Annotated in this window: 8 protein-coding genes and 1 tRNA gene; 5 read left to right on the top strand and 4 right to left on the bottom strand. The window is 71.4% G+C overall.

Features of this window, described 5'->3' with window-relative positions:
• Nucleotides 1–5 precede the first annotated feature (5 nt).
• Nucleotides 6–1,256 carry a hypothetical protein gene (locus A5773_RS00645; RefSeq protein WP_067788893.1) on the bottom strand — a complete coding sequence of 417 codons (1,251 nt, stop codon included), beginning with the start codon at nucleotides 1,254–1,256 and terminating at the stop codon, nucleotides 6–8.
• Between A5773_RS00645 and A5773_RS00640 the strand changes: the two genes are divergently transcribed.
• Nucleotides 1,255–1,719, top strand: coding sequence for a GatB/YqeY domain-containing protein (locus tag A5773_RS00640; RefSeq protein ID WP_066955779.1), 465 nt, complete (start codon nucleotides 1,255–1,257; stop codon nucleotides 1,717–1,719). The two genes, A5773_RS00645 and A5773_RS00640, sit on opposite strands and share 2 nt — an antisense overlap.
• Here A5773_RS00640 and A5773_RS00635 read toward each other — a convergent pair.
• From A5773_RS00635 to A5773_RS00625, 3 genes are all read right to left on the bottom strand, one after another.
• Nucleotides 1,703–3,412 (bottom strand): selenocysteine-specific translation elongation factor, encoded by a 1,710-nt coding sequence (locus A5773_RS00635; protein WP_067788890.1) that lies wholly within the window; start codon nucleotides 3,410–3,412, stop codon nucleotides 1,703–1,705. The two genes, A5773_RS00640 and A5773_RS00635, sit on opposite strands and share 17 nt — an antisense overlap.
• Nucleotides 3,400–4,680: an L-seryl-tRNA(Sec) selenium transferase gene (selA, locus tag A5773_RS00630; protein WP_067788888.1), complete on the bottom strand. Its 1,281-nt coding sequence runs from the start codon at nucleotides 4,678–4,680 to the stop codon at nucleotides 3,400–3,402. Before selA ends, A5773_RS00635 begins: the two co-directional genes overlap by 13 nt.
• Before the next feature lie 18 nt (nucleotides 4,681–4,698).
• Nucleotides 4,699–4,793 (bottom strand) — tRNA-Sec (locus tag A5773_RS00625).
• Between the two features lie 27 nt (nucleotides 4,794–4,820).
• Between A5773_RS00625 and selD the strand changes: the two genes are divergently transcribed.
• From selD to nrfD, 4 genes are read left to right on the top strand one after another with little or no spacing between them, the layout of a single operon-like run.
• On the top strand, nucleotides 4,821–5,813 hold the full coding sequence (gene selD / locus A5773_RS00620; protein WP_067788887.1) for a selenide, water dikinase SelD: 993 nt from the start codon (nucleotides 4,821–4,823) through the stop codon (nucleotides 5,811–5,813).
• A gap of 40 nt (nucleotides 5,814–5,853) precedes the next feature.
• On the top strand, nucleotides 5,854–9,177 hold the full coding sequence (fdh, locus tag A5773_RS00610) for a formate dehydrogenase (RefSeq protein ID WP_197507834.1): 3,324 nt from the start codon (nucleotides 5,854–5,856) through the stop codon (nucleotides 9,175–9,177).
• Nucleotides 9,140–10,111, top strand: coding sequence for a 4Fe-4S dicluster domain-containing protein (locus A5773_RS00605; protein WP_067788880.1), 972 nt, complete (start codon nucleotides 9,140–9,142; stop codon nucleotides 10,109–10,111). The genes fdh and A5773_RS00605 overlap by 38 nt, the downstream gene beginning before the upstream one ends.
• Before the next feature lie 7 nt (nucleotides 10,112–10,118).
• On the top strand, nucleotides 10,119–11,204 hold the full coding sequence (nrfD, locus tag A5773_RS00600) for an NrfD/PsrC family molybdoenzyme membrane anchor subunit (RefSeq protein ID WP_067788878.1): 1,086 nt from the start codon (nucleotides 10,119–10,121) through the stop codon (nucleotides 11,202–11,204).
• Nucleotides 11,205–11,217: the final 13 nt, after the last annotated feature.

Genomic DNA, 11,217 nt, shown 5'->3' with positions numbered 1-11,217 from the left:
CGTCCTCAGGCCGGCCGCGTCAGCCAGAGGTTATCGGTGGAGCCGGCCGCGTACGGTCCGCCGGCGGCACCGGTCTGCAGGACCAGATCGAAGGCCTCGGCGCGCATCCGGCGATCGGTGTACAGCAGCGCGATGACGCCCGCGTTGAACGGGGCGGTAATGATCTCGCCGATCGCCGCGCCCACCGACGCGACCACGGTGCCGAGGAGGAAAGCCGCGGTAGACGAGGTGATCGAAAAGAACTGGCTGACGATGTTGAACGGCACGGCGACCGCGCCCCCGACGACGGATGTCACGACGAACGTCAGCAGCCGGATGCCCAGCACCCTCCAGAAGCCGCCGCGCACCAGCGCGAACGATCGGGTGATGGCGTCGAGGACGGGTAGCCGTTCCAGCACGATCAGCACGGGTGCGAACAACACCACCGTGTACAGGAACACCAGCAACGCGATCACGGCAAGCGCGAGCGGCAAGCCCAGGATGACCGCCGCCGCGGGGTTGCCGATAGCCGCCAGGACCGCGACTATCACCGCCGCCAGTCCCGCGACAACCGCCATCACCGCGCCCTCGATCACCGCGAGACCGAACAACGGCACCAGGCGTCCACGGATCTTGGCCCACGTCTCGCCGATGGTGATCGGTGACCCGAACACCGCCCGCCCGACTATGACGGTGAGCATCCCGGACAGCAGCATGCCGCCCAGCCAGGCGACCAGCACGCCGGCGCCCATCGACGTCAACCACGCGCCGACGATCCCGGTGGTCAGCTCCTTGGCGTGGTCGGTCGTCAACCTGCCGTAGGCCGCCAACGGTCCGAAAACGGCGGCCTTGGTGACGATCTGGATGACCACCACCACGATGGCGGTCAAGCCCAGAGCCGCCTTCGGATTTGCGCGGACGTAGGCGACCGCGCCATTGAAGATGTCGCCCAGGGTCAGCGGGCGCAGCGGGATGATGCCGGGTTTGACCGCCCCCGGCACCAGTTGCGGCGGACCGTATTGCCAAGGGGGCGGCGGCCCGTACCCCGGCGGCGGCCCGTATCCCGGCGGTGGCCCGTATCCGGGTGGCGGGCCGTATCCGGGTGGGGGGCCGTATCCCGGTGGTGGGCCGTAGCCCGGATAGCCAGGCGGCGGCGCGCTCAACGTGTTCCGCGGTGTATGCGGACGGGCCCGTCGTTCGTCATGGGCTCCATCCTGTCGGTGGTCCGGGCATTTCTCAATCATGGCCAGGCGGTCGGCGCGTAGCGTCTCTGGCATGGCCGAACTCAAATCCCGGCTGCGGGCCGACCTTACCGATGCGATGAAGAGCAAGGACAAGCTGCGCACGGCGACCCTGCGCCTACTGCTCGCCGCGATCCAAACCGAGGAAGTCTCCGGCAAACAGGCCAAAGACCTCTCCGACGACGAAGTAATCAAGGTGCTGGCGAGGGAGTCGCGCAAGCGTGCCGAATCGGCGGAGATCTACACCCAGAACGGCCGCGGGGAGCTCGCCGCCAATGAGCACGCCGAGGCGCGGATCATCGACGAATACCTGCCGACGCCGCTCACCGAGGCCGAGGTGGCCGACGTCGCGGACACCGCCATCGCCCAGGTCGCCGAGGAGATCGGCGAGCGGCCGAGCATGAAGCAGATGGGGCTGGTGATGAAGGCAGCCACCGCGATCGCGGCGGGCAAGGCCGACGGCGCCCGGTTGTCGGCGGCGGTCAAGGAGCGGCTGTAGGAACCACCACCCGGGTGCCGTCCGGGGCCCGCCTGGTGACGCGCCGGGCGTCGAGCTGCTCCAGCAACGGCACGGCGACCCGGCGGGTGGTGCCGAGCGCGCGGCGCGCCTCGCTGACCGTGAACGGCTGGGGCAGCGTCGCGAGGACGCCCGCCGCCCGGTCCAGCGCGCCGGACCCGAGCACGACGCCGTCGGCGATCCGGGTCAGCCGCCCGGCGCGCACCGCGGCGGCCAGCTCCCGGGGCCCGAGCTTGAGCTCGGCGAGTTCGTCGGCCTCCGGTGCCCGAAAGGGCTCGGCGGTCAGCCACTCCTCGACGGTGCGCACCGCCTTGTCGACGCGGGCCGGCAGGGCCGCCCCCGGCGAGCGGACCAACCCGTCGACCACCGCAAGTCCGGTGCCCGCCAGCAGCGTCGGCAGTAGTTCGGCGGCGGGCAGGCCGGCGCGCTGCCGCAACGTCTCGAGCGGCATTCCCGCCGCGATGTCGTGGTCCTCGGCCCAGGCCCGCACCGCGGCGGTCGCGCACTCGCGCCGCGCGGCCCACCACCGCGGCTGCACCACCCAGTCACCCACCCGTTGCCCCGCAAGCGGTAGGCCCATCGCGCGCAGTTCGTCGGCCCGGGCGTAATCGGGCGGACGGACGCGGCCGGTTGCCAGCTCCGCGGCACGATCCCTGGCCGCGCCGCGGCGGCGCAGCGCCGGCGGCCGGACGTCGAGCACCTCGATCCCCGCCGCGATCCGGTGCTCCCCGGGATCGCGCAGCAGCCCGATGTCCGAAACCCGCAGCGGCAGGGGCTTCGCCAGCCGCAGCCGGGCCGCCGCTTCCCCCAGCCGCCGCACCTGCACGGGCACCGCCGCGGACCCGACGTGCAGCACCAGCTGGCGGTGCAGCGCGTCCGCCGAGCGCAGGGCGACGTCGATCTCCGCGGTGTCTAGCCACACGCCCGGCGTCCGAACGGTGTCGCCGCGCCCGATGTCCCGGCGGTCCACGCCCCGCAGGTTCAGCGCGACGCGCGCCACCGCGCGCACCGCCGACTCGTCGCGGCCCAGCGATTGCAGCCCGCGGACCGTGACGCGCCGGCCGGCGTGCTCCAGCTCGTCGCCCACCCGGATCGTGCCGGCCGCCAGGGTGCCGGTCACCACCGTGCCCGCGCCCCGGACGGTGAAGCTCCGGTCCACCCATAGCCGCACGTCGGCAGCCGCGTCCGGAACCGGCAGCCGGTCGGTCAGCGCCAGCAGTTCCGCGCGCACCCGCTCGGGGTCGGTGCCGATCGCGGCGGCGGCCCCGGCCAGCGAGGTTGCGGCGAACCGTTCGCGTGCCTGCTCGATCGCCGGGCCGGGATCGGTGAGGTCGGCCTTGCTGATCACCAGCAGCCCGTGGCGCACACCGAGGGCGTTCAGCGCCGCGAGGTGTTCATCGGACTGCGGCATCCAGCCCTCGGTCGCGGCGACGACGAACATGACGGCCGGGACCGGGCCCACCCCGGCGAGCATGTTGGCCACGAACCGTTCGTGGCCCGGCACGTCGACGAACGCCAGCCGTCGCCCGCCGAGCTCGGTCCACGCGAAGCCGAGGTCGATGGTCAGACCCCGGCGCCGCTCCTCGGCCAGCCGGTCCGGCCACATGCCGGTGAGCCGCTGCAGCAGGGTGGACTTGCCGTGGTCGACGTGCCCGGCGGTGGCTATGACGAACATGCGAGCACCGCCGCCGCCAGCCGCGCGTCGTCCTCGGGAGCGACCGTGCGCAAGTCGAGCAGGCACCGGCCGGCCTCGAGCCGGCCGACGACCGGCGGGCTGGCGGCGCGCAGCGCGGCGGCGTAGGACTCGGGCAGGCTCACCGCGGCGCTGGGCAGCTTGACGTCCGGCGCCCCGCCGCCGCCGACGGCCGCGATGCAATCCACCACCTCGGCGTCCGGCAGCCTCGCGGCCAGCGACTCGGCGCGCGACCGCAGCTCCGCCACGTCGGCGATCAGCGCCTCGGCCACCGGGGTTGGCGGGCCCGTCAGGGTCGCTTCGAGGGCGGCGAGGGTGAGTTTGTCCACCCGCAGCGCGCGCGCCGCCGGGTGCCGGCGCAGCCGCTCGATCAGCTCGGCGTCGCCCAGCAGCAGGCCGGCCTGGGGGCCGCCGAGCAGCTTGTCGCCGCTCGCGGTGACCAGGTCGGCGCCGTCGCGCAGGGTCGACGTGGCGTCGGGCTCGTCCGGCAGCAGGGGGTGCGGGGAGAGCAGGCCGGAGCCGATGTCGACCACCAGGGGCACACCGAGTTTCGCCAACTCCGCCACGCCGACCGCCGAGGTGAACCCGGTGACATGGAAGTTGGACGGATGGACCTTCAGGATGAAACCGGTCTGCGGCCCGATCGCCCCGGCGTAGTCGCGCAGGCTGGTGCGGTTGGTGGTGCCGACCTCGCGCAGCCGGGATCCGGTGGAGGCCAGCAGCTCGGGGATGCGGAACCCGTCCCCGATCTCGACGAGCTCGCCGCGGCTGAGCACGATCTCCTTGCCCGGGGCGAGCGTCAGGGCCGTCAGCAGCAGCGCGGCGGCGTTGTTGTTGACCACGTGCACGCCGCCCGCGGTGGGCACCGCCCGCGCCAGCGCGGCCAGCGCCCCCCGGCCCCGGCGGCCGCGGCGGCCCGTCGCCAGGTCCAGCTCCACGTCCGTGGTCCCCGCCGCGGCGACCACCGCGTCGACGGCCGCCCGCGACAGCGGCGCCCGGCCCAGATTGGTGTGCACCACGACGCCGGTGGCGTTGATGACCGGCCGCAGGCTCGACGCGGTGGCCGGAAGTGCGGCGACGGCGTGCTCGGCGACGCGCTCGGGTTCGATCTCCCCCGCGCGCGCCCGCTGCTGCGCGTCGGCGATCACGGACTTCACCAGATCGCGGCCCAGCACCCGCTGGGCTTCGGCCAGGCGCGGATCGGCGAGCAGCGTGTCGGTGCGCGGCACCCGCCGGCGCGGGTCGGTCATGTCAGGCTCGAAGAAGTATGGCGGAGGCGGACGGGAATCGAACCCGCCAGCGGCAGCGTCTGCCGTTCGACGGTTTTGAAGACCGCGCCGGTCACCAGACCGGACACGCCTCCTCGAACCATAGGGACAAGTATGGACGCGTGACCTATCGACTGACCCAGTACGCCCACGGCGGCGGCTGCGCCTGCAAGATCCCGCCCGGCGAGCTGGAGGATGTGGTCCGCGGGCTGGGGGTGAGCGCGCCGCGCGACCCGGTCGGCGAGCTGCTGGTCGGGCTGGAGCACGGCGACGACGCGGCGGCGGTCCGCATCGAGGGGGGCGTGGCGCTGATCGCGACGACGGACTTTTTCACCCCGGTGGTCGACGACGCCTACGACTGGGGTCGCATCGCGGCCACCAACGCGCTGTCCGACGTCTACGCGATGGGCGGGCGTCCGGTGGTGGCGGTCAATCTGCTCGGCTGGCCGCGCGACGTGCTGCCGTTCGAGCTGGCAGCAGAGACGCTGCGCGGCGGGCTCGACGTCTGCGGGCTGGCCGGCTGCCACCTCGCCGGCGGGCACAGCGTCGACGACCCGGAGCCCAAATACGGCCTGGCCGTCACCGGGATCGCGGACCCGAACCGGTTGCTGCGCAACGACTCCGGCAAGCCCGGCACGCCGCTGTCGCTGACCAAGCCGCTCGGCGTCGGCGTGCTCAACAGCAGGCACAAGGCCACCGGTGAGCGCTTCGAGCAGGCGATCGAGGCGATGACCACGTTGAATGCCGACGCGGCCGCGGCGGCGCTGGCCGCCGGTATCGAATGCGCCACGGACGTAACGGGTTTCGGACTGCTCGGGCACCTGCACAAGCTGGCGCGGGCCAGCGGCGTGACGGCGATGATCGACGCCGCGGCCGTGCCCTACCTGGAAGGCGCGCGGGAGGCGCTGGCGGCCGGTTACGTCAGCGGGGGCACGCGGCGCAACCTCGACTGGGTGGCACCGCACGTCGACCTGTCCGCCGTCAGTGACCAGGAGGCGCTTTTGCTCGCCGACGCGCAGACCTCGGGTGGGCTGCTGATCGCCGGTGAGATCCCGGGCGCCCCGGTGATCGGGGAGCTGGTGCCGCGCGGCGAGCACACGATCGTGGTGCGCTGAACCCGGCGGGGTTTCGGCCGCGCGCACTAGGGTAAAGGCCATGGCTATGCGCAAACTTTTCCTGGAGTGGCCCGTCGTGCGTCAGTTGCGTTCGGGCGACAAGCTCGGCCGGGGCTCGGCCGTGACGTCGAGGCAGACCCGCGCCGTCACGCCGCGCACGACGACGGCCGACCGCGTGGTGCAGAGCATCTGCCCGTACTGCGCGGTGGGTTGCGGGCAAAAGGTGTACGTGAAGGACGAGCGGGTGGTGCAGATCGAGGGCGACCCCGACTCGCCGATCTCGCGAGGCCGCTTGTGCCCCAAGGGCGCTGCCAGCGAGCAGCTGGTGAACTCACCGGGCCGGCAGCTGCAGGTGCTCTACCGTGCGCCGCGAGCGACCGAATGGCAGCCCCTCGAGCTGGACACCGCGATCGACATGATCGCCGACCGGTTCATCGAATCCCGCCGCCACACCTGGCAGGACATCGACAAGAACGGCAACCTGCTGCGCCGCACCATGGGCATCGCCGCGCTCGGCGGGGCGACGCTGGACAACGAAGAGAACTACCTCATCAAGAAGCTCTTCACCGCCGCGGGCGCCGTTCAGATCGAGAACCAAGCCCGCATTTGACACTCCGCCACGGTTCCCGGTCTGGGAGCCTCCTTCGGGCGCGGCGGCGCCACCCAAACACTGCAGGACATGGCCAACGCGGATTGCATCGTCATCCAGGGCTCCAACATGGCCGAGTGCCACCCGGTCGGATTCCAGTGGGTCGAGGAGGCCCGGGCCCGCGGCGCGCGGGTGATCCACGTCGACCCGCGCTTCACCCGCACCTCGGCGGTGTCGGACAAACACATCCCGATTCGGGCCGGTTCGGACGTGGTGCTGCTGGGCGCGCTCATCAACCACGTGCTGAGCAATGACCTGTGGTTCTCCGAGTACGTCATCGCGTACACCAACGCCGCCACCCTGATCAACGAAAAGTTTAGGGACACCGAGGATCTGAATGGCCTGTTCTCCGGCTTCGACCCAGAGACGGGGCAGTACGACACGTCGACGTGGGCGTACGACGAAGAGGGGAACGGCCAGATCGAGTCCGCCGGCGGCGGCCACACACACGGGGCGTCGGCCGCGCAGAGCGGGGCGGGTCAGGAGCACGGCAGCGGCGGACCGCCGCTCGCCCATGCCCGCGTCAAACGCGACGAGACCCTGCAGCACCCGCGCACGGTGTTCCAGATCCTCAAGCGCCACTACAGCCGCTACACCCCGGAGATGGTCACGGACGTCTGCGGCATCAGCCGCGCCGACTTCGACTACCTGGCCCGCTCCATCGTCGAAAACTCCGGGCGCGAGCGCACCACGTGCTTCGCGTACGCCGTCGGGTGGACGCAGCACACCCTGGGCGCCCAATTCATCCGCACCGCAACCATCTTGCAGCTCCTGCTGGGCAACGTCGGCCGCCCCGGCAGCGGCATCATGGCGCTGCGCGGCCACGCCACCATCCAGGGCTCCACCGACATCCCGACACTGTTCAACCTGCTGCCCGGCTACCTGGCGATGCCCAAGGCGGGCACGCACGACACCCTGGCCGACTATCTCGACGCGGTGGGATCGAAGAAGCAGAAGGGTTTTTGGGCCAACTCCGACGGCTATGCGATCAGCCTGCTCAAGGCGTGGTGGGGGGAGGCGGCCACCGAGGACAACGACTGGGCCTACGACTACCTGCCGCGGCTGTCCGGCCCGCACGGCACCTATCAGACCGTCATGGGCATGCTGGCCGACGAGGTCGAGGGCTACTTCCTGCTGGGCCAGAACCCGGCGGTCGGGTCGGCGCACGGCCGGATGCAGCGCATGGGCATGTCCCACCTCAAGTGGCTGGTGGTGCGCGACCTCAACCTCATCGAGTCGGCCACCTGGTGGAAGGACGGGCCCGAAATCGCTTCGGGCGAACTGAAAACGGAGGACATCGAGACTGAGGTGTTCTTCTTGCCCGCCGCCACGCACGTGGAGAAGGCGGGATCGTTCACCCAGACCCAACGCCTGGTGCAGTGGCGGCACAAGGCCGTCGAGCCGCCGGGCCAGTGCCAGAGCGAGTTGCAGTTCTTCTTCGAACTCGGCAAGCGGATCAGGCAGCGGTTGGCCGGGTCGACCGATGAGCGCGACCGGCCCCTCCTGGACCTGACGTGGGACTACCCGACCGACGAGCACGGCGAGCCCGACGGCGAAGCCGTACTGGCCGAGATCAACGGGTATCACGCCGCCGACCGCGCTCCCTTGTCGTCGTACACCGAGTTGCGCGCCGACGGGTCGACCGCGGCCGGCTGCTGGATCTACACCGGCGTGTACGCGAACGCCACCAACCAGGCGGCGCGCCGCGTCCCGCACGGCGGCTCGTCGCCGAGCCAGCAGGAGTGGGGCTGGGCATGGCCGGCCGACCGGAGAATTCTCTACAACCGCGCGTCGGCCGACCCCGACGGCAAGCCGTGGAGCGAACGCAAGCGGTACGTGTGGTGGGACGTCGACCAACAACGGTGGGTCGGCTACGACGTGCCGGACTTCGTCGCCGACCGGGCGCCAGGCAGCAGGCCCGACCCGGACGTCGGCGGTCCCGACGCGCTCGCCGGCGACGACCCGTTCATCATGCAGGCCGACGGCAAGGGCTGGCTGTTCGCGCCCAAGGGTCTGGTCGACGGGCCGTTGCCCACGCACTACGAACCGCAGGAATCGCCGGTCGCCAACGCGCTGTATCCCCAGCAGCGAAACCCCGGACGAATTACCTTCCCGCGCAAGGACAATCTGAGCGCGCCGAGCGCCGGAGAGCCCGGGGCCGACGTGTACCCGTACGTGTTCACCACCTACCGGCTCACCGAGCATCACACCGCCGGCGGGATGAGCCGCTGGCTGCCCTACCTGTCGGAGCTGCAACCGGAGATGTTCTGCGAGGTGTCCCCGGAGTTGGCCGCCGAACGCGGACTCGAGCCGTACGGGTGGGCCACCATCGTCTCGCCGCGCGCGGCGATCGAAGCCCGGGTGCTGGTCACCAAACGTGTTGCCCCGCTGGTGATCAATGGGCACACGGTGCACCAGATCGGCCTGCCGTACCACTGGGGTGTGGGCAGCGACGCCGTGGTGAGCGGGGACGCGGCCAACGACCTGCTCGGCGTGACGCTGGATCCCAACGTGCAGATCCAGGAATCCAAGGCCGGCTCGTGCGACATCCGCCCGGGCCGCCGCCCGCAGGGCGAGGACCTGCTGCGCCTGATCGCCGAATATCAGTCCCGGTCGGGGGCCACCACCGAGACCGGCAATGTGCGGATCAGCGACGGCGTATGGGAAGGGGGAGCCGATGGGTCAGCTGAGCGGACCGACCGACCCGACGAGTGACGCCGGCTGGGTCGAACCCAAGCCGCGCAAGGGATTCTTCACCGACACCTCGATTTGCATCGGCTGCAAGGCCTGCGAGGTGGCCTGCAAGGAGTGGAACCGCAATCCCCGTGACGGCGACCTGGAGCTGCTGGGTTCGTCCTACGACAACACCGGCGCGCTGGGCGCCAGCACCTGGCGGCACGTGGCGTTCATCGAGCAGGGGCGCGACCGGATCGACCAGGCGCGCGAATCCGGGCGCGCCCTAACCGAATTGGGCATGCCCTCCCTTCCCGGCAACGCGCCACGCCCAGACATCACGCCACCGGACACCCCCGAATTCCGTTGGCTGATGTCGTCGGACGTGTGCAAGCACTGCACCCACGCCGGCTGCCTGGACGTCTGCCCGACGGGGGCGTTGTTCCGCACCGAATTCGGCACCGTCGTCGTGCAGGACGACGTCTGCAACGGGTGCGGCACCTGCGTGGCCGGGTGCCCGTTCGGCGTGGTGGAGCGTCGCAGCGACGGCACGTACGCGACGCCCACCAAAAGCCCCGATCGTCCCGCCGAGAAGTTCGTCACCGGGGTCGCCCAGAAGTGCACGCTGTGCTACGACCGCCTCGTCGACGACCAGATCCCGGCGTGCGCCCAGACCTGCCCGACCACGTCGATCAAGTTCGGCGACCACGACGACCTGGTGGTCAAGGCCCGCGAGCGGGTCACCGCGCTGCACGCCCAGGGTTTGACGGAGGCCCGCCTCTACGGCGCCAACGAACACGACGGCGTCGGCGGCACCGGCTCGATATTTCTGCTGCTCGACGAGCCGGAGGTCTACGGCCTGCCGCCGGACCCGCGCGTCTGCACGGCCGACCTGCCCCAGATGTTCAAACGAGCGGGCATGGCCGCGGCGGGGATGTTCGCCGCCGCGGCGCTGGCCTTCTGGAAGGGTCGGTGAAAACGCCATGAGCACTTCGGAATACGACAGCCTGCGTCCGCCGGAGCCGGCGGGCGGCAAGCGGCGCCGGGGCAGGCGGGCGGGCCGCCGGGCGGGCGGCGACGGTGCGCGCGAGATGCCGATGGTCCCGGAGGTCGAGTTCGGCTCGTACTACGGGCGCCCGGTGGTCAAGCCCGCCCCCTGGGGACATGAGGTCGCGGCGTACCTGTTCCTGGGCGGCGTCGCGGGCGGGTCCGGCCTGCTCGCGGCCGGGGCCCAGCTCACCGGGCGAGACACATTGCGCCGCAACGCCAGGCTGTCCGCGTTGATCTCGGTGATGCTGGGCGCGGTCGCCCTGGTCAAGGACCTCGGTCGGCCCGAGCGATTCGTCAACATGCTGCGCACCGTCAAGCTGACCTCGCCGATGAGCATCGGCTCGTGGATCCTCAGCTTCTTCAGTGCCGGCATCGGGGTGGCCGCGGTGTCCGAGGTCGACCGGATGACCGGTGAGCGAATCCCGTTGGGGCCGTTGCGCGCCGTTCTGCGCGCCGTGGAGGGACCCGCCGGATTGGAAGCGGCGGTCTTCGCGCCGCCACTCGCGGTCTACACGGCGGTGCTGCTCACCGACACCGCCACCCCGACGTGGAACGCCGCGTACCGAGACCTGCCGTTCGTGTTCGTCAGCTCGGCGAGCCTGGCCGCATCGGGATTGGCGATGATCACCACCCCGGTCTCGGAGGCCGGGCCCGCCCGCAGGCTGGCCGTCATCGGTGCGATCGGCGACCTGGTCTCCGCCAAATTCACCGAGTATCGGATGGATCCGGTGACCAGGGAACCGCTGCACGAGGGCAGGCCCGGCCGGCTGCTGGCCTGGAGCGAACGGCTGGCCGCCGCGGGTGGTCTGGGCGCATTGCTCGGCGGGCGGCACCGCGGTATCGCCGCCCTGTCCGGCCTGGCGCTGCTGGCGGCGTCGGCAATGCTGCGGTTCGGCTTCTTCGAGGCGGGGTTGGAGTCGGCCCGCGATCCCCGGTACACGATCGAGCCGCAGAAACGCAGGCTGGCGGCGCGCAGGGCCGCCGGGACCGCCGGAGATTCGATCACCACCGCGGGCTGAGCGCTGGTGCGGT

The sequence above is a fragment of the Mycobacterium sp. 852014-52450_SCH5900713 genome (assembly GCF_001667075.1).
GTDB lineage: Bacteria > Actinomycetota > Actinomycetes > Mycobacteriales > Mycobacteriaceae > Mycobacterium.
This window is presented reverse-complemented; position numbering and strand designations above follow the sequence as displayed.

Coding starts and splice junctions, on each gene's coding strand:
- A5773_RS00640 (WP_066955779.1), top strand. CDS start 1,255: ATGGCCGAACTCAAATCCCGGCTGCGGGCCGACCTTACCGATGCGATG.
- A5773_RS00645 (WP_067788893.1), bottom strand. CDS start 1,256: ATGCCAGAGACGCTACGCGCCGACCGCCTGGCCATGATTGAGAAATGC.
- A5773_RS00635 (WP_067788890.1), bottom strand. CDS start 3,412: ATGTTCGTCATAGCCACCGCCGGGCACGTCGACCACGGCAAGTCCACC.
- selA (WP_067788888.1), bottom strand. CDS start 4,680: ATGACCGACCCGCGCCGGCGGGTGCCGCGCACCGACACGCTGCTCGCC.
- A5773_RS00605 (WP_067788880.1), top strand. CDS start 9,140: ATGGGTCAGCTGAGCGGACCGACCGACCCGACGAGTGACGCCGGCTGG.
- nrfD (WP_067788878.1), top strand. CDS start 10,119: ATGAGCACTTCGGAATACGACAGCCTGCGTCCGCCGGAGCCGGCGGGC.